An 18182-nucleotide genomic window follows, 5' to 3' on the forward strand; every position below is an offset into this window, starting at 1 on the left:
GTTAGCCCATCTCCTCCAACGCCTTGCCCTTGGTCTCCTTGACGTACCTGAGCACGAAGGGGATCGAGAGCACGGCGAAGATCGTGTAGATCATGTAGGTGCCGGAGAGGTTCCAGTCCGCCAGGGACGGGAAGCTCGCGGTGATGGCCCAGTTGGCGATCCACTGGGCGGAGGCGGCGACGCCGAGGGCGGCGGCGCGGATCCGGTTGGGGAACATCTCGCCGAGGAAGACCCAGACCACGACGCCCCAGGAGAGGGCGAAGAAGAGGACGAAGACGTGGGCGGCGACGAGCGCCACGACGCCCTGGGTCTCGGGGAGCTTGCCGTCGACGAGGTCGGCGGAGAAGGCCCAGGCCTCGACGGCGAGGGCGATCGCCATGCCGACGGAGCCGACGAGGGCGAGCGGCTTGCGGCCGACGCGGTCGACCAGGACCATCGCGATCACGGTGCCGATGATGTTGATGATCGACGTGGTGAACGAGTAGAAGAACGAGCTGGACGGGTCGATGCCGACGGACTGCCACAGCGTCGAGGAGTAGTAGAAGGCGACGTTGATGCCGACGAGCTGCTGGAAGACGGAGAGTCCGATGCCGACCCAGACGATGGGCAGCAGCTTGAAGCGGCCGCCGGCGACGAGCAGGTCCCTGAACGTGGACTTGTGCTCGCTGCGCATGGCCCGGTCGATCTCCTCGACGCGCGCGTCGAGGTCGACACCGTGCCCCTCGACCTCGGCGAGGACCTCCTTGGCCCGGTCGGTCTTGCCGACGGAGATGAGGAAGCGCGGGGACTCGGGGATGGCGAAGGACAGCATGCCGTAGAGGAGCGCGGGGACGACCATCACGCCGAGCATCCACTGCCAGGCCTCGAGGCCGCCGATCTCACCGCGCTGGTCGCCGTCGGCGAGCTGGAGGATGCCGTAGTTGACCAGCTGGGAGATGGCGATGCCGATGACGATCGCGGCCTGCTGGAAGGAGCCGAGACGGCCGCGGTACGCGGCGGGGGCGACTTCGGCGATGTACGCGGGGCCGATGACCGAGGCCATGCCGATGGCGAAGCCGCCGATGACGCGCCAGAGGGCCAGGTCCCAGAGGGCGAAGGGCAGTGCGGAGCCGACGGCGCTGACGGCGAAGAGGACCGCGGAGATCTGCATGCAGCGGATGCGGCCGATGCGGTCGGCGATCCGGCCGGCGGTCGCGGCGCCGATGGCGCAGCCGATCAGGGCGATGGCGATGACCTGGGCGAGCGTGCCGGAGCCGATGTCGTAGCGGTCGCGGATCGCCTCGACGGCGCCGTTGATGACGGAGCTGTCGTAGCCGAAGAGGAAGCCACCCATCGCGGCCGAGGCCGTGATGAAGATGACGTGGCCGAGGTGGTCAGGATGGGCCGCTCGGCCTTCGGACGGCGGCGGCGTGGGCGCCTGCGCGGTACTGGTCACATGGACTCCTGGGTGGGGGGAAAGCCCTTCCAGTGGCGCACAACTTCACGCCGCCCACCACGTGAAGGTAAAAGCAACGTTGCAGAGACTATGTCTTCATGTTTCGAAGTCAATAGTCGATGTCGTATGACTTTATAGGCATCCTTCAGCCTCGCATGTTCAAGACTTGAACACGAGCCCGCTCAGCGCAGTCGCTGGCTGATCACCTTCGAGACGCCGTCGCCCTGCATGGACACGCCGTACAGCGCGTCCGCGACCTCCATCGTCCGCTTCTGGTGCGTGATCACGATCAGCTGCGAGGACTCCTGGAGCTCCTCCATGATCCGGATCAGCCGCTGGAGGTTGGTGTCGTCGAGCGCGGCCTCGACCTCGTCCATCACGTAGAACGGGCTGGGCCTGGCCTTGAAGATCGAGACGAGCAGCGCCACGGCCGTGAGCGAGCGCTCGCCGCCGGAGAGCAGCGAGAGCCGCTTGACCTTCTTGCCCGGCGGGCGGGCCTCGACGTCGACGCCGGTCGTGAGCATGTTGTCCGGGTCGGTGAGGATCAGCCGGCCGTCGCCACCGGGGAAGAGCCGCGAGAAGACGCCCTCGAACTCCCGGGCCGTGTCCCGGTACGCCTCCGTGAAGACCTGCTCGACCCGTACGTCGACCTCCTTCACCACCTGAAGGAGGTCGGTCCGGGTCTTCTTGAGGTCCTCCAGCTGCTCGGAGAGGAACCGGTGTCGCTCCTCCAGGGCCGCGAACTCCTCCAGGGCCAGCGGATTGACCTTGCCGAGCTGGTGATAAGCCCGTTCGGCGGCCTTGAGCCGCTTCTCCTGCTCCGAACGGACGAAGGGCCGCGGCCGGGCCTGTGGGTTCTCAGGGTTCCCCTCCCCGTCCACGGCCTCGCTGTCCACGGCCTCGCCGTCCGCGGAAGGCGACGGGGGTACGGGCTGGTCGGGGCCGTACTCGGCGACCAGCGCGGCCGACTCCACCCCGAACTCCTCCAGGGCCTTCGTCTCCAGCTGTTCGATCCGCAGCCGCTTCTCCGCGCCGAGCACCTCGCCCCGGTGGACCGAGTCGGTCAGCTTGTCGAGCTCCGACGTGAGGTCCCGGCCTCGGGTCCTGGCCGCCGTGAGCCCCTGCTCACGGTCCGCCCTCGCCGCCTGGGCCGCCACTCGTTCCCGTTCGGCGCGGACGAGCGAGACCTCGACGTGGGCCAGGAGCCCGCGCGCGCCGGCGGCGACCGCGCCGGCGACCCACCGCTCGTTCCGGAGTCGGGCCCGGCGCTGCTCGGCACGCGCGCGTGCCTCGCGTTCGGCGCGGGCGGCCCGGTCGAGGGAGTCGGCCCGCCCTGCGAGCCCCTTGACCCGTTCCTCATGGGTACGGACCTGGAGCCGCGCCTCCATCTCGGTCTGGCGCGCGTTGGAGCCGTCGATGGAGAGCCGGTCGCGGACGGAGGTGTCGGGCTCGTCCTCCGCGTCCCCGAAGGCGGTGGCCTCCTGGGCGACGAGGAGCCGTTCGGCCAGCTCCTCCGCCTCGGCGACGGCCTGTTCCAGGGCGTCCTGGGCGCGGGCGACGGCCGCCGCGGTCCGCTCGGCCTCCCCTGCCGCTCCCCTGGCCTGCCCGGCGAGCCGGCCCAGCTCCTTGGCGACGGCCGACTTCTCCCGCTCGGCGGCCCGGCGGGTCGCGTCGAGCTCCTCGACGAGCGCTCCCGCGGTACGGCGGCGCTCGTCGGCCTCGCGCTGAGCGGTGGTCAACTCCTCGCAGCGTACGGTCAGTTCGTCGAGCTCGGCGGCGGCTTCGGCCACCGAGGCCTGGACTTCGAGCAGGCTGGGCGCGCCGGCGGAGCCGCCGTGCGCGAAGTGCCCGCCGAGCAGGTCCCCTTCGGCGGTCACGGCGGTCAGGCCAGGACGGGACCGGACCAGCTCCTCGGCCTCGTCGAGGCCGTCGACGACGACCACCCCGGCGAGCAGGCGGCGGACGGCGGGCAGGAGTTCGACGGGGCCGCGCACCAGGTCGGCGGCGCTCGGGGAGCCTTCGACGGCGGGGCCGGGGGTCGGTTCCGGGGCGCCGGTCAGGAGGAGGGAGGCGCGGCCCGCGTCCTGCTTGCGGAGGAGGCGGAGAGCCTCGACGGCGGCGGCCGGTCCGGTGGCGGCGACCGCGTCGGCGGCGGCACCGAGGGCGGCGGCGACGGGGATCTCGTATCCCGGGGTGACGGTGAGGAGTTCGGCGGCCGGTCCGAGCAGTCCGGTGACGCCGGCGGAGAGCAGGGCGCCCGTTCCGTCCTTGCGGCGCAGGCCGAGGGCGAGGGTGTCGTGGCGGGCCCGGGTCGCGGCCCTGGCCCGTTCGGCGGCGCCGAGCGCGTCGCGGGCGGCGCTCAGCGCGGCCTCCGCCTCGGCCCGTTCGCGGCGGGCCGCCTCGTACCGCTCACCGTGTTCGCCGTCCGCGGCGTCGAGGCCCTCGACCTCGGCGGTGAGCTGCTCGTACTCCTCCTGGGCGGCGACCGCCCGCTCCGCCGCCTCGTCTCGGGCGGCGGCCAGCCGGTCGATCTCGGCCTGGGCGGCGGCGGCGCGCGAGCGGGCCGCGTTGACCTGGCCGTGGAGGCGGGCCAGGCCCTCGCGGCGGTCGGCGATGGCCCGGGCCGCGTCCTTGAGGCGGCGCTCCTCGGCCGTCAGCGCGCGTTCGAGTTCCGCGCGGTGGGCGACGGTGTCCTCCAGGGCACGCTCGGCGGCCTCCAGGGCGGCTTCGAGCTCGGCCTCCTGCTCGCGGACGCGGGCGGCCTCCCGCTCCAGGTCCTCGGGGTCGCGGCCGCGCCGCTCCTCGGCGGGGGCGTCGTCGGCGCTCTTCACGCGCGCGTCGGCGAGGGAGATCGTGCCGCGGATCCGTTCGGCGAGCTGCGACAGTGCGTACCAGCTCTGCTGGGCGCGTTCGAGCCGGGGCGCGAGGGCGCGGACGTCCGCTTCGAGTTCCGCCTCGCGGGCGAGCGCGGCACGCAGCTCGGTCTCGGTGGCCTCCTTGCGGGCGAGGAGGGCCGCCTCGTCGGCCACCTCCGCGGTGAGTGCCCGCTGGAGGTGGACGAGGTCGTCGGCGAGGAGCCGGAGGCGGGCGTCACGGAGGTCGGCCTGGATGACGACGGCACGGCGGGCGACGGCGGCCTGCCGGCCGAGGGGCTTGAGCTGGCGGCGCAGTTCGTCGGTGAGGTCCTGCACGCGCGCGAGGTTGGCCTGCATCGCGTCCAGCTTCCGCAGCGCCTTCTCTTTCCGCTTGCGGTGTTTGAGGACGCCGGAGGCCTCCTCGATGAAGGCGCGGCGGCCCATCGGGTCGGCGTGCAGGACGGAGTCGAGCTGTCCCTGTCCGACGATGACGTGCATCTCGCGCCCGATGCCGGAGTCGGAGAGCAGGTCCTGGATGTCGAGCAGCCGGCAGGTGTCGCCGTTGATCTGGTACTCGCTGCTGCCGCCCCGGAACATGATCCGGGTGATGGTGACCTCGGCGTAGTCGATGGGCAGCGCGCCGTCGGAGTTGTCGATGGTCAGCGAGACCTCGGCACGGCCGAGCGGAGGGCGCCCGGTCGTGCCGGCGAAGATGACGTCCTCCATCTTGCCGCCGCGCAACGACTTGGCGCCCTGCTCGCCCATGACCCAGGACAGGGCGTCCACGACATTGGACTTGCCCGATCCGTTGGGACCCACGACACAGGTGATTCCGGGTTCGAACCGCAGGGTCGTGGCCGAGGCGAACGACTTGAATCCGCGGAGGGTCAGGGCCTTGAGGTGCACCCCGGGGACTCTACCGGGGCCCGCGCGTTTCACTCGCGAAGGTGCAGGGCAGATCATCGGGTGAGGAGGGGTGGGCCTGTGGCGGGCCGAGGGGGAAACGGCGGGTGAAAGAAAGAAGGGACGCCGAAGCGCCCCTTGCATATCCTGTGTACTAGTCCGGCTATGCCGGTGAGTGTCACAGTCGGCTACGCCGGTGAGTGTCACAGTCGGCTACGCCGGTGAGTGTCACAGTCGGCTACGCCGGTGTCGTCACGATCGGATACACCGATGCGACTCCCGGCCGGCGGTGCCGGACGGAGTGTTTCCCACCTGGCCCCTGGGGGCTGGGTTGTCAGGTGAGCGCAGGCTCCGCCTGGGGTACGTCGAGGTCGATGCTGTCGAGCAGCGACTCTCCCTGGTGCTGAGCGGCGGCAGCCGCGAGCGTGTCGTTCTCGGACTGGATCCGTACCAGCTCGGATTCCAGGTCCTGGACACGCTGCTGAAGCCGTCGCATCTCGGCGAGGAGTCGCGGGTCGGAGCCGCCGACGTAACCGAGAAGCGCCTTTGCCATGATGGATGGTCCTCCACACTGAGTGACCGACCGATTGCGGTGTGGGTCGTGAGGGATTCGCACCCGCGGTGCTCGGCAGTGCGTCGTGCCGGTTCTTTACTGCCAAACAGCTAAGGTGCGCGGGGATTCCAGCGTCTCACCAAAAAGTTTGACGGTCAACACGATCACGCCCCGTTTGAAGGGGCGACCGGGGAGTGGGCGGTCGCTCAGCACGCGACGGCACCTCTCGACCCGGCACCTCGGGGCGTGGCGATCATCCTTCATGGGTAGCCTTCCACGGCGCGCACTTCTTGGCAACCACCAGGCAGTTCTCCCGCCGCGCCCCCGTTACCGTGCGTCCTTCCGGCGCCCCTCCCGGTCACCGAAGAGGGGTCGCCGCCGCGAATGTCAGCGGATCGCGAAGCCCTCGTAGCCTCCGCGCGGTGTGCCCCATATCTCCGTCACTCCGTCCACACGACCGGGCGTGTCGCCCGTGCGGAGCCAGTCGAGAAGACGGTGGCAATTCTCACTCGGCCCCTCGGCCACCACCTGGACCCGGCCGTCGTCGAGGTTCAGGGCGAAGCCCGCGAGGCCGCCGATCTCCAGTGCGTTTGCCCTGGTGAACCAGCGGAAGCCCACTCCCTGTACCCGGCCGCGCACCCAGGCGGTCATCCGTACGTCGTCACTCATGGCTGCACGCTAACCGGCGGATTGCCCGATGAGCACGTCGCCCCGACGCCTCATCGCGTACAGTCCCGACGGAACGCGACTCACCCGTTCGGGCGCGCGCCATTCGACAGTCGGCCCGATCCGTGCCGACAGCAAAGATCAGCAAACGCCAGCAAAGATCCGCAGCGAACGGCGGAGCTCCGTAGAGGAAGGCAGGCAGCAGATGGGACGCCACCGTCGCTCCGGCGCCGCACCCGCCGCTGAAGACTACGCGGCCGGTACGGACAGCCGGCACCGGGGTGGCCGCCGCAAGCGGCGGATCACCCCCGTGCGCACCGGACTCCTCGGCGCATCCGCGGCGGTGGCGGTGGGAGCCATGGCCGTCGCCTCGGGCCTGCTGCCCGGCGGTGACACCTTCACCGCCGGGAACGCCGGTACGGGTGAGCGCCAGGTCCAGTCCCGGCAGGCCCCGGAACTGACGACGCAGGGCGGGACGACCCAGACGCCCGCCGGCGGCGAGTCGTCGGGCGGCACCGGCAGCGGCACGGCGGGTACGAGCCCGAGTGCGCGCCCGAGCGCGAGCGCGAGCAAGTCCGCCTCGCCCTCGGCGGCCCCGTCCACCTCCGCGAAGCCGAGCCCGAAGCCGACCCCGTCGAAGGCCGCGAGCAGCACCAGGCCCGTGGCCACGAAGGTCCCGGTCGCGCCCACGACGCGGCCGGTCGCGCCGAAGCCGGATCCGACGACCGAGGCGCCGGTCGAGACCTCGGCCGCCCCCTCCACGGCCGACCGCGACGAGGCCGCCGAGGCGGAGGTCCTCCGGCTGGTCAACGTCGAGCGCGCCAAGGTGGGCTGCACCCCGGTCCGCGCGGATGCGCAGCTCGCGGCGCTGGCCGGCGCCTTCAGTACGGACATGGCGCAGCGCGACTTCTTCGACCACACGGACCCGGACGGGGACACGCCGTGGGCGCGCGCGGAGCAGGCGGGCGTCACGGGCCTGGGCGGCGAGAACATCGCGCGCGGCCAGGCGGACGCGGCGGCCGTGATGGACTCCTGGATGAACAGCGACGGCCACCGCGCCAACATATTGAACTGCGACTTCACGACGCTGGGCGTCGGCGTGCACTTCGGTGACGGCGGCCCCTGGTGGACCCAGGACTTCGGCCGCTGAGCCGTTCGACCGAGCGAAAGGGCCCCGTCACCACTCCGGTGACGGGGCCCTTTCTCCTGCGCGGGATCAGGCGGCGGCCTTGCCGGCCACGAAGGTGCGGGCGGTGACGGCGACGCGACGGTCCAGGTGCTCGGCGGTGGCGACGTCCGCCTTGTGGACACCGTCGGGGCCCAGGTCGGTGTGGGTCTGGGCGCCGGCGCCGGAGAAGAAGCCGAGGCGGTTGAGGTCGTTCTCGGAGGCCTCGCTGCTGTTCCAGCCGGGCTTCAGGCCGAGGTTGACCCAGGTCATGCCGTGCTGGCCGGCGAGGGTCTGGAAGAATTGCAGGGTGTGCAGCTTGTCACCGCTCTTGGAGCCGGAGTTGGTGAATCCGGCGGCGAGCTTGTCCAGCCACGCGTCGGAGAACCAGCGCTTCGAGGTGGCCTCGGCGAACTGGTGGAAGGCGCCGGAGGCGGTGCTCATGCAGGTCGGGGAGCCGAAGACGATCGCGTCGGAGGAGTCGAGCAGCTCCCACTCGGCGTCGGTGATGCCGTCGACCTTGATCAGGTGGACGGTGGCGCCGACGTCGGCGGCACCGTCGCGGACCGCCTCGGCGAGGACGGCGGTGTGGCCGTAGCCGGAGTGGTACGCGATGGAGACGACGGGGGTGGCCACAAGGAGCTCCTCGAACAGGTCTGCGGGGTGATGACCAGAATTAGAGCGCTAACTTTTAGAAAGCGCAAGCGAGTGGTTAGCGCCACCGTGGCGGTGAGCGCTGTGCGCGAGTACGGTGGAGGGCATGACTGACGACCTCGCCTACGACGTCTTCGCGCGTGCCTGTCCCTCGCGCGGCACGCTGGAGCACGTGACGGGCCGCTGGGGCAGCCTGACCCTCGGCGCCCTGTACGACGGGACGTTCCGCTTCAACGAGCTGCGGCGCCGGGTCGACGGCGTGAGCGAGAAGATGCTGTCGCAGACGCTCCACGCCCTGGAGCGCGACGGCCTGGTCCACCGCGACGCACAGCCCACGAACCCGCCCCGGGTCGACTACCGGCTCACCCCGCTCGGCCGCGAGATCGCGGAGCGGCTCATCGGCCTGATCGAGCTGGTGGAAGGCCGGATGCCGCAGGTGGAGGCGGCCCGCGAGAGCTACGACGCGGAGCGCACGGCCCCGGCCGCGGCCGCCGTCACGAACTGACCCCCGGCCAGGGCGCAGTCCGCCTCTGAGCGCAGGCCGCCTCAGGGCCCGGCCCGGACAGGCCCTAAGGGCGCGGCGGCCGCTGGCAGCGCGGGCAGAAGTAGCTGGAGCGGTTCATCCAGGGGCGTCTGCGCATCGGCGTACCGCAGCGGTGACACGGCTCGTCCTCGCGCCCGTAGGCGTCCAGCGAGCGGTCGAAGTAGCCGGACTCGCCGTTGACGTTCACGTACAGGCTGTCGAAGCTCGTCCCGCCGACCGCGAGGGCTTCGTTCATCACGTCCCGGGCGTGCCCGAGGAGCTCTGCCGAGCGCGGCCGGGTGAGCGTGGCGGTGGGCCGCTCGTAGTGCAGCCGGGACCGCCAGAGCGCCTCGTCGGCGTAGATGTTGCCGACGCCGCTGATCAGGGACTGGTCGAGCAGGGCCCGCTTGACCGTCGTACGGCGCTGCCGCAGCGCCCGGTGGAACGCGTCCTCGTCGAACTCCGGGTCCAGCGGATCGCGGGCGATGTGCCCGATGACGTCCGGCAGCCCGTCGGGGGTCTGGTCATGGAGCGAGAGCCCGCCGAAAGTGCGCTGGTCGACGAAGCGGAGCTCGGTGCCGGCGACGTCGTCGAAGCGGATCCGGATGCGGAGGTGCTTCTCGTCGGCGGCGTCCTCCGGCTGGACGAGCAGCTGGCCGCTCATGCCGAGATGGCCGAGCACGGAGGTGCCGGTGTCGGCCAGCGGCAGCCAGAGGTACTTGCCCCGCCGCCGCGCCACCTCGAACCGCTGCCCCTTCAGCCGCGCCGCGAAGTCCGGGCCACCCGCCGGATGGCGCCGCACGGCCCTCGGGTGCAGCACCTCGACCTCGGTCACGGTCCGCCCGGCGACCCAGCGCTCCAGACCGCGCCGTACGACCTCGACCTCGGGCAGCTCGGGCACGGGACTCCTCAGGACGACGTCGATCGACAGCGCTTCCACCCTACGGCGTACGCACGGGGGAAAAAACGAGAACCCCGCCCTGAGGCGGGGTTCTCGTGGAAGCGGTGGGTGACAGCCCTCAGGCCGTCGCCCCGTTGGTGGACGGAGAGGGGTCGGCGACCTCTCCCGTACCGGCTTCGGCAGCGGCCTTGGCCGCCGCCACGCGCTCGTCCGCGGCGGCGCGAATCTCGCGCCACGCGGATTCCGCCGCCTGCTGCTCCGCTTCCTTCTTGCTGCGGCCAGTGCCGGTGCCGTACGAGACACCACCGACGCGGGCGGCAGCAGTGAAGACCTTCTCGTGGTCCGGGCCCTCTTCGGAGACGAGGTACTCCGGCACACCCAGGCCCTCTGCCGCGGTGAGCTCCTGGAGACTGGTCTTCCAGTCCAGGCCCGCACCGAGGTTCGAGGACTTCTCGATCAGCGGATCGAAGAGCCGGTGAACCAGCTTCGATGCCGCGTCGAGGCCCTGGTCGAGATAGACCGCGCCGATCACCGCTTCAAGGGTGTCGGCGAGGATGGACGCCTTGTCCCGGCCACCCGTGCCCTCTTCGCCCCGGCCGAGCCGGATGAAGGAGCCGAGTTCGAGGCCACGACCGACCTCCGCAAGTGCACGTGAGTTGACCACCGCGGCCCGCAGTTTGGCCAGCTGGCCTTCGGGCAGGTCGGGGTGGGTGCGGTACAGCGTGTCCGTGACCACCAGGCCGAGCACGGAATCCCCGAGGAACTCGAGACGCTCGTTGGTGGGCAGGCCGCCGTTCTCGTACGCGAACGAACGGTGGGTCAGTGCACGCACCAGAAGGGCGGACTCGAGCTGATAGCCGAGCCGCCCTTCCAGAAGCGTGTGGGACGAGGCATGGTCCGTCTTGTCGTCCGTCTTGCGGGACTCAGACATTGCGCCTCTCACCAGCCCAATCAGACCGAGAGGACCTGGCGCTTGTTGTAGGTGCCGCAGCTCGGGCACGCGATGTGCTGCAGCTTCGGCTCCTGGCAACGCTCACACGAAACCAGGGTGGGGACCGCAGCCTTCCACTGCGACCGGCGGTGGCGCGTGTTGCTGCGCGACATCTTCCGCTTCGGAACAGCCACGGCTACTTCTCCTGCTTCTCGGCGGCGCTTCGGACGTCCCCGTCAGAGGCTTTGCCGCTCATGTTGTCCTTCTCATCGGTTCCCAGCGAACCGGCGAGTCCCTGCAATGCCGCCCAACGAGCGTCGACGGCATCATGATGGTGGTCCGGGTTCTCGTTCAGGTTGGCTCCACACTCGGAGCACAGACCCGCACAGTCCACCCGGCACACCGGCTGCATCGGCAGTGCGAGCACCACCGCATCAAGCAGCAGAGGTTCGAGGTCGAACATGCCGTCCTCGAGGGGGGTCATGCTCTCGTCTTCCTCGGCTTCGTCGTCCGCGGCCGCCTTGGAGCGGCCCCGGTCGTCGGAGTCGGGGTACGAGAACATCTCCTGGAAGTCCACGTCGAGCTCCAGCTCGACGGGCTCCAGACACCTTACGCACTCCCCCTCGGCCGATGCACGGGCGGTGCCTGTGACAAGCACCCCTTCCATGACCGACTCAAGACGGAGATCGATTTCCACGGGAGCGCCCTCGGGCACTCCGATGACCCCTTCGACGCCGAGGGCCGTGGGGGCCTCGACGGAACGCGAGAGCCGCTGGAGGGCGCCAGGACGCCGCCCCAGCTCGTGCGTGTCGAACACGAGGGGGTTGCGGTGGTCAAGGCGCGTGCTCAGGGCTCTTCCTGCTTTCGAATCGTGAGGGGGCTGCCAGAAGTGGGCAGCGGGGATCGCGGAATACGCGCGACCGAAGAGCCAGGATACTGGACGCTTCGCTCAGGGCCCAATCCGGGCCCTGAGCCCCTTACTGCCCCTGTTCGTACCGGCGCAACTGCTCCAGGTCGATCATGCTCGTGTCGAAGAAACTGGTTTCGTCGAGCGCGGCGGCCGGCTGCTGTTGCTGCTGCGGGGCCTGGGGCTGGTACTGGTGCTGCTGCTCGTAGCCGTACTGACCCTGGTACGCGTACGGGTCGGGCTGCTGCTGGTAGCCGTACGGGTCCGGCTGCTGCTGGTAGCCGTACCCGGGGTCCTGCTGCGGCTGCTGCTGGTAGTACGGGTCTGGCTGCTGCTGGGCCGGGATCTGCGCGGGGGCCTGGGCGGCGATCGGGGCCGGCTGGGGGTCGGCGAGCTCCGCGAGTCCGGCGAGGTAGTCGGCGTCGCTGGTGTGCACCGTGCCGGCGAGCCCGTCCTGCGCGGCCATGTGCTCGCCGAGGTCGTCGGTGGCGATCCGGCCGTGCAGCTTCTGCCGCCCGCGCCCGACGGCCTCCAGGGTCTTGCTGAGGACCGCCTCGAAGGCGCCGAGCTTGGCGTCGACGTACTCGTCGGCCCTGCTGATCAGGGTCTGCGGGTCCGCGCTGTACTCGGGGGCGTCCTCGTCCGCGTACCCGTCACGGTCGAGGCCCGGGCCGCGGCCGAGGAGCTTCTCGCGGCCCCGGTCGACGGAGCCGATGGTCTTGTTGAGGACGACCTCGAAGTTGGCGAGCTTGGAGTCGACGTAGTCGTCGGCCTCGGCGCGGACCTCCTCGGCCTCGCGGCGGGCCTCGGCGAGGATCCGGTCGGCCTCGCCCTGCGACTCCCGGGCGACCTGGGTGTCGGAGACGATCGAGCCGCGCTCGGCGTGAGCGGCCTCGATGATCCGGTCGGCCTCCTGGCGGGCCTGCTCGACCAGCTGCTCGCGGCCGCCGATCAGCTCCTGGGCCTGGGCGAGGGAGCCGGGCAGGGCGTCCCGTACCTCTTCGAGCAGGGAGAGCAGCTCGGCGCGGTTGACCACGCAGGATGCCGACATGGGCATGGAACGGGCGCCCTGAACGGTCGCGACGATCTCGTCGAGCTTCTTCTGCACGTCCACCGGGTGCTCGCCACTCTCTACAGCTGGATGGAGACGGACGGGACGACTGTAAGGGCAGTCGGCTCCCGTCCGACACCAGGTGACGGAGCGTCAGGGGTGATGGCCGCGCGTCACTTCCGCGCGAGGCGCTCGGTAAGCCGGCCGAGGACCTGCGGCGGGACCAGGTGCGAGACGTCGCCGCCCCAGGCCGCCACCTCCTTGACCAGCGAGGAGGAGAGGAAGCTGTACGTCGGGTTGGTGGGGACGAAGAGGGTCTCCACGCCCGAGAGCCCGATGTTCATCTGCGCCATCTGCAACTCGTAGTCGAAGTCGCTGACCGCGCGCAGGCCCTTGACGATGGCGGGGATGTCCCGCTGCTTGCAGAAGTCGACGAGGAGTCCGTGGAAGGACTCCACCTCGACGTTGCCGAAGTCGGCGGTGACCTCGCGGATCAGCTCGATCCGCTCGTCGACCGTGAACAGTCCCTGCTTGGACTGGTTGATCATCACCGCGACGTGTACGACGTCGTACAGCTTGGAGGCGCGGGCGATGATGTCGAGATGTCCGTTGGTGATGGGGTCGAACGACCCCGGACAGACGGCGCGGCGCAACGTGAGTCCCTCGCTCTCCGGTCCGGTCATGGTGCGTCTTCGCACGTAGAGGCGGCGCGACCGTACCAAAACGTTCCCTCGCCGTAGCGACGGGCCCGCAGTGGCTCGAATCCGTCCGGCCAGCCGAACTCCCCGCCTCGGGTGCTGCGCTCCACGGTGACGAGGGCATCGCCAGTGAGCCAGCCCTCCGAGCGGAGTGTGAGGAGGATCTCGCGAAGATCGTCGTCCGCGACGGCGTACGGCGGGTCGAGGAAGACCAGGTCGTACGGGTCGGCCGGGGCCGGACCTGTCACGATCTGCTCCGTCTTGCCGGTCCGCAGTTCGGCGCCGGGCAGGCCGAGCGTCCTGATGTTGTCGCGGATCGTCTTCGCGGCGCGGGGGTCGGCCTCGACGAGGAGCGCGTGGACCGCGCCCCGGGAGAGCGCTTCGAGCCCGACGGCGCCGGAGCCGGCGTACAGGTCGGCGACCCGGGTCCCTTCGAGGGTGCCGAGGAACGCCTCCCAGGTGGAGAAGAGGCCCTCACGCGCCCGGTCGGAGGTGGGGCGGGTGCCAGTGCCCGGGGGTACGGCCATGCGGCGTCCGCCGGCGATACCGGCGATCACGCGGGTCATCGGTGTCCTCGTTCTCCATGAGCCATTGCGTACGCATCAGCTTATGGCGGTTGCCGCCGGGCTGCGGTCAGCCCTTCTCCAGGTACTCCTCCCGGTCCTTGTCGAGCAGGGCCTCGAGGGCGGTGCGCAGTCCGGGGTGGGCGGTGAGGTCCGGGTCGGCGAGGACGACCGCGGTGGCCTCCTCGCGGGCGGCGGCGATGACCTCCTCGTCGTCGATGACGGTGAGCACCTTGAGGGAGGAGCGGACGCCGGACTGGGCCTGGCCGAGGACGTCGCCCTCCCGGCGCTGTTCGAGGTCGATGCGGGAGAGCTCGAAGCCGTCGAGGGTGGCGGCGACGGCGGCGAGGCGCTCCCGGGCGGGGCTGGCCTCCGGCATCTCGGTGACGAGGAGGCAGAGGCCGGGGGCGGATCCCCGGCCCACGCGGCCGCGGAGCTGGTGGAGCTGGGAGACGCCGAAGCGGTCGCCGTCCATGATCACCATGGCGGTGGCGTTGGGGACGTTGACGCCGACCTCGATGACGGTGGTGGCGACGAGGACGTCGAGGTCGCCTGCGGCGAAGCGGCGCATGACGTCGTCCTTGTCGTCGGGGTGCATGCGGCCGTGCAGGACGGCGATCCGCAGGCCCGCGAGGGGGCCCGTGCGGAGCTTCTCGGCGACCTCGAGGACGGCGAGCGGCGGGCGCTTCTCGGCCTCGTCCTCGGCGGACGCCTTGGACTTCTTCTTCTGGTCCTCCTCGTCGCCGATGCGGGGGCAGACGACGTACGCCTGGTGGCCGTTCTCCACCTCCTCGCGCACCCGCTCCCAGGCGCGCGCGAGGAAGTGCGGTTTGTCGGCGGCGGGGACGACGTGGGTGGCGATCGGGGAGCGTCCCGCGGGGAGCTGGTCGAGGACGGAGGTCTCCAGGTCGCCGAAGACGGTCATGGCGACGGTGCGCGGGATGGGGGTGGCGGTCATCACCAGGAGGTGGGGCGGCTGCTTGCCCTTGCCGCGCAGGGCGTCGCGCTGCTCGACGCCGAAGCGGTGCTGTTCGTCGACGACGACCAGGCCGAGGTCGTGGAACTGCACCTTGTCCTCGATCAGCGCGTGCGTGCCGATGACGATCCCGGCCTCGCCGGTGACGAGGTCGAGCAGGGCCTGCCGGCGGGCGGCGGTGCCCATGGAGCCGGTGAGCAGGACGACCTTGGTGGCGCGGTCGGCGCCGCCGAGCATCCCGCCCTCGGCGAGCTCGCCCATCATCTCGGTGACCGAGCGGTGGTGCTGCTGGGCGAGGACCTCGGTGGGCGCGAGCATCGCGGCCTGTCCCCCGGCGTCGACGACGGCGAGCATGGCGCGCAGGGCGACCATCGTCTTCCCCGATCCGACCTCCCCCTGGAGGAGGCGGTGCATGGGGTGTTCGGTGGCGAGGTCGTCGAAGATCTCGCGGGTGACCTTCCGCTGGCCGTCGGTGAGGGTGAAGGGCAGCTTGGCGTCGAAGGCGTCGAGGATGGCACCGGGGACGGGGCGCCGGGCGACGGCGGGGAGTTGGGTGTCGGCGTGCCGTCGGCGGGCGAGGGCGACCTGGAGGACGAAGGCCTCGTCCCACTTGAGCCGGTCGCGGGCGTCGGCGACGTCCGCCTTCGTACGGGGGCGGTGGATCTTCCGCAGGGCGTCGGGCAGCTCGGAGAGGCCGCGGCCCTCGCGGAGGGCGGGCGGCAGGGGGTCGACGGCGTCCGCGGCGTGCGGCAGGACGGCGTCGACGGCCTTGGCGATCTTCCAGGACTCCAGTTTGGTGGTGGCCGGGTAGATCGGGATGAGGGCCCCGGCCCAGCCGGCCACGCTGTCCGCGCTCTCGGCTGCGGCGTCGTCGGCGCGGAGGAGTTCGTACGCGGGGTGGGCGAGCTGGAGGCGCCGGTTGAAGAGCGAGACCTTGCCGGAGAACATCGCGCGGGTGCCGGGCAGCAGGTCCTTGTGCGGCTTGTGCACGCCCTTGCCGAAGAAGACCAGTTGGAGGCGGCCGCTGCCGTCCGTGATGGTCACTTCGAGGCGCTGGCCGCGTCCCTTGGAGCCGTTGAAGGTGAGCACGCGGGCGTCGGCGACCTGCGCGACGACCGTGACGTGCTCGTCGAGCGGCAGGTCGGCGAGGGTGGTCAGCTCCCCCCGCTCGGCGTACCGGCGGGGGTAGTGGTGGAGCAGGTCCCCGACCGTGTGCAGGTCGAGCGCCTCGGCCATGACCTTGGCGGTGGCGGGGCCGAGGGACTTCTTGAGTGGTTCGTCGAGCGCGGGCACGGAATCTATTGCACACCACCACGCTGACATTTCGGCCCTCCCCGCGATTCTGGAACTCGCGGACACCCGTGCCGGTGGGGCGCTAGGTTCTCGGTATGCCGTTGGGCATCGGGCAGGGCTTGTCCGTCATGAGTTCGCGTAAGCGGGCAAGTGAGGAGCCACCGCATCACGCACCGGCGGAGTCACTGCACACCACGCCTCCGAGCGACACGGTGTGCCTGAGCGCCCGGGCTTTGGGGCCGCGATCTCGCGAGGTCAAAGTCCGGGCGCTCTCACTCCACTCCGATGAGCAGCGGCGGGGCGCCCTCTCCCGCGTGGTACGTGGTCGTGTCGACGGCCAGGTAGCCGCGGCGGACGTGGCGTTCGAGGGCGGTGGCCAGGTCGGGCGGGGTGTCGTCGGCGACGATCAGGGTGACGAGTTCGCCGCCGGCCGAGAGCATGCGGTCGAGGACCGTGCGGGCCGTCTCGGTGAGGTCCTGGCCGATGACGGCGACGTCGCCCTCGATGAGGCCGAGGACGTCGCCGGCCTGGCAGACGCCGGCCGAGGTGAAGGACTGGCGCTCGGCGACGGCGAGTTCGGCGTAGCGGGTGGCGCCCGCGGCGGCCGTCATGGCGACGACGTCCTCGTCGAAGCGGCGGTCCGGTTCGTGGACGGCGAGGGCGGCGATGCCCTGGACGGCGGCCCGGGTCGGGATGAGGGCGACGCGGATGCCCTCCGCCCGGGCCCGTTCGGCGGCGGCGACGGCCGTCTGGCGCAGCTCGGTGTCGTTGGGCAGGAGGACGACCTCGCGGGCGTGCGCCCGTCGGATCGCGTCGACGAGTTCGTCTCCCGCGGGCTGTTCGCCCGGGCGGGTCTGGACGGTGGTGGCGCCGGCCTCGGCGCACAGTCCGGCGAGGCCCGCGCCGGGGACGACGGCGACCACCGCGCGCTGGGCCCGTGCCCCGCGCGCGTCCGGCTCGGCCGGGGTGCTCGCGAAGTGGGTGACGCGGATCCGGTGGGGGCGTCCCGCCTCGATGCCGGCCTCGACGGCGGCTCCGGCGTCGTCGACGTGCACATGGACGTTCCAGAGCCCGTCGCCGCCGACGACGACCAGGGACTCCCCCAGCGCGTCGAGGCGGGACCTGAGCAGGTCCACGGCCGCGTCCTCGGCCTCCAGGAGGTAGATCACCTCGTACGCGGGTCCGTCCTCGGTGCCGCATTCCCCGGGCGCGGCGGGGGCGGCCGGCACGACCACGCCGTGCGGCGGTGTCTCGGGGCGGGCCGGGGTCCGGCCGGTGACGGTCTCCACGAGCGCTCCGAGGACCGTCACGAGGCCCTGTCCGCCGGCGTCCACGACGCCGGCCCGGGTGAGGACGTCCAGCTGGCCCCGGGTGGTGGCCAGGGCGGTCCTGGCGCCCTCGTAGGCGCTTCCCGCCACCTCCACGAGCCCGCCGCCGCCGGTGCAGGCCTTCGCCGCGGCGGAGGCCACGGTGAGGATCGTGCCCTCGACGGGGCGGGCGACGGCCCGGCGGGCGGCGTCGGCGGCCTCCGCGAGGGCGCGGGCGAGGTGATCACCGTCATGTCCTTCGACGAGGACGGCCGCCATGCCGCGCAGCAGCTGGGCGAGGATGGTCCCGGAGTTGCCGCGGGCGCCGAGCAGGGCCCCGTGCGCCATGGCCCGTACGGTCTCGGCGGCGTCGGGTTCGGCGGCGGCGAAGACGGCTTCGACGGCCTGGTGGGCGGCTTCCGCCGTCAGGTACAGGTTGGTGCCGGTGTCCCCGTCCGCGACCGGGTAGACGTTGATCGCGTCGATCTCCTCGCGCTCCCGCCCGAGGGCTTCGAGCGCCCGCGCGGACCAGGTCCGGAGCGCTTCGGCGTCGAGCTCGACGAGCTCCTCGAAAGGCTGAAGGGCTCGCGACAACAGGGGGCCTCCTTCGGCGGTGAGCTCACCGCAGGGTAGACCCGGGGGGTCCTTCCCCCAAGCTCTCGGCTTCGCTCGAGCAGGGGCCCCAGTGACCTGGGTCGGGGGCGAGGTCGGCGCAGACCATGGTAGTTTCGTTCCACCGATGCAGGCGTTGTATGCTGCTTCGGTTGCCCGGTTCCCACCGGGCCATCCCCCGGCAAGCCA

16 protein-coding genes are annotated in these 18182 nt (G+C 71.3%); 2 read left to right on the plus strand and 14 right to left on the minus strand.

Annotated features, from left to right (window positions below):
- Position 1 precedes the first annotated feature (1 nt).
- The 4 genes from ACWFR1_RS27030 to ACWFR1_RS27045 all read right to left on the minus strand — a co-directional run bounded on the left by ACWFR1_RS27030 (position 2) and on the right by ACWFR1_RS27045 (position 6415).
- Positions 2 to 1435 (minus strand): sugar porter family MFS transporter, encoded by a 1434-nt coding sequence (locus tag ACWFR1_RS27030; protein ID WP_453555429.1) that lies wholly within the window; start codon positions 1433 to 1435, stop codon positions 2 to 4.
- 182 nt (positions 1436 to 1617) lie between these two features.
- Positions 1618 to 5196 (minus strand): chromosome segregation protein SMC, encoded by a 3579-nt coding sequence (gene smc / locus ACWFR1_RS27035; protein WP_453555431.1) that lies wholly within the window; start codon positions 5194 to 5196, stop codon positions 1618 to 1620.
- Positions 5197 to 5527: 331 nt separating this feature from the next.
- Positions 5528 to 5746: a hypothetical protein gene (locus ACWFR1_RS27040; protein ID WP_055641131.1), complete on the minus strand. Its 219-nt coding sequence runs from the start codon at positions 5744 to 5746 to the stop codon at positions 5528 to 5530.
- Between the two features lie 387 nt (positions 5747 to 6133).
- The gene (locus ACWFR1_RS27045) at positions 6134 to 6415 is read right to left on the minus strand and encodes an acylphosphatase (RefSeq protein WP_453555433.1); all 282 of its coding nucleotides are present in this window, start codon (positions 6413 to 6415) and stop codon (positions 6134 to 6136) included.
- A 202-nt stretch (positions 6416 to 6617) separates the two neighbouring features.
- Here ACWFR1_RS27045 and ACWFR1_RS27050 point away from each other — a divergent pair, with 202 nt between their 5' ends.
- Entirely contained in the window at positions 6618 to 7562 is a 945-nt protein-coding gene (locus tag ACWFR1_RS27050; RefSeq protein WP_453555435.1) for a CAP domain-containing protein, read from the plus strand.
- 66 nt (positions 7563 to 7628) lie between these two features.
- Here the strand turns inward: ACWFR1_RS27050 and ACWFR1_RS27055 are convergent, their stop codons facing one another.
- On the minus strand, positions 7629 to 8213 hold the full coding sequence (locus ACWFR1_RS27055) for a flavodoxin family protein (RefSeq protein WP_453555437.1): 585 nt from the start codon (positions 8211 to 8213) through the stop codon (positions 7629 to 7631).
- Positions 8214 to 8337: 124 nt separating this feature from the next.
- On the opposite strand from ACWFR1_RS27055, the gene ACWFR1_RS27060 reads away from it, so the two are divergent.
- Positions 8338 to 8736 carry a winged helix-turn-helix transcriptional regulator gene (locus ACWFR1_RS27060; protein WP_453555439.1) on the plus strand — a complete coding sequence of 133 codons (399 nt, stop codon included), beginning with the start codon at positions 8338 to 8340 and terminating at the stop codon, positions 8734 to 8736.
- A gap of 64 nt (positions 8737 to 8800) precedes the next feature.
- Here ACWFR1_RS27060 and mutM read toward each other — a convergent pair whose 3' ends face one another.
- From mutM to ACWFR1_RS27105, 9 genes are all read right to left on the minus strand, one after another.
- Positions 8801 to 9655: a bifunctional DNA-formamidopyrimidine glycosylase/DNA-(apurinic or apyrimidinic site) lyase gene (gene mutM, locus ACWFR1_RS27065; protein ID WP_453555441.1), complete on the minus strand. Its 855-nt coding sequence runs from the start codon at positions 9653 to 9655 to the stop codon at positions 8801 to 8803.
- Positions 9656 to 9773: 118 nt separating this feature from the next.
- A complete protein-coding gene (gene rnc, locus ACWFR1_RS27070; RefSeq protein ID WP_453555443.1) occupies positions 9774 to 10586 on the minus strand; it encodes a ribonuclease III in 813 nt (270 codons plus the stop codon).
- 20 nt (positions 10587 to 10606) lie between these two features.
- The gene (gene rpmF, locus ACWFR1_RS27075) at positions 10607 to 10780 is read right to left on the minus strand and encodes a 50S ribosomal protein L32 (protein WP_015036448.1); all 174 of its coding nucleotides are present in this window, start codon (positions 10778 to 10780) and stop codon (positions 10607 to 10609) included.
- Positions 10781 to 10782: 2 nt separating this feature from the next.
- Complete coding sequence (locus tag ACWFR1_RS27080; RefSeq protein WP_453555491.1) at positions 10783 to 11490, minus strand: YceD family protein; 708 nt, start codon at positions 11488 to 11490, stop codon at positions 10783 to 10785.
- 73 nt (positions 11491 to 11563) lie between these two features.
- Positions 11564 to 12607, minus strand: coding sequence for an ATP synthase F0 subunit B (locus ACWFR1_RS27085; protein ID WP_453555445.1), 1044 nt, complete (start codon positions 12605 to 12607; stop codon positions 11564 to 11566).
- 110 nt (positions 12608 to 12717) lie between these two features.
- Positions 12718 to 13197, minus strand: a complete 480-nt coding sequence (coaD, locus tag ACWFR1_RS27090; protein ID WP_314620756.1) for a pantetheine-phosphate adenylyltransferase — start codon at positions 13195 to 13197, stop codon at positions 12718 to 12720.
- A 26-nt stretch (positions 13198 to 13223) separates the two neighbouring features.
- Positions 13224 to 13808 carry a 16S rRNA (guanine(966)-N(2))-methyltransferase RsmD gene (gene rsmD, locus ACWFR1_RS27095; RefSeq protein WP_453555447.1) on the minus strand — a complete coding sequence of 195 codons (585 nt, stop codon included), beginning with the start codon at positions 13806 to 13808 and terminating at the stop codon, positions 13224 to 13226.
- A gap of 67 nt (positions 13809 to 13875) precedes the next feature.
- Positions 13876 to 16104: an ATP-dependent DNA helicase RecG gene (gene recG / locus ACWFR1_RS27100; RefSeq protein WP_453555449.1), complete on the minus strand. Its 2229-nt coding sequence runs from the start codon at positions 16102 to 16104 to the stop codon at positions 13876 to 13878.
- A 242-nt stretch (positions 16105 to 16346) separates the two neighbouring features.
- Positions 16347 to 17975 (minus strand): DAK2 domain-containing protein, encoded by a 1629-nt coding sequence (locus tag ACWFR1_RS27105; RefSeq protein ID WP_453555450.1) that lies wholly within the window; start codon positions 17973 to 17975, stop codon positions 16347 to 16349.
- Between the last annotated feature and the right edge of the window lie 207 nt (positions 17976 to 18182).

The sequence above is a fragment of the Streptomyces sp. NPDC055103 genome, assembly GCF_053607625.1.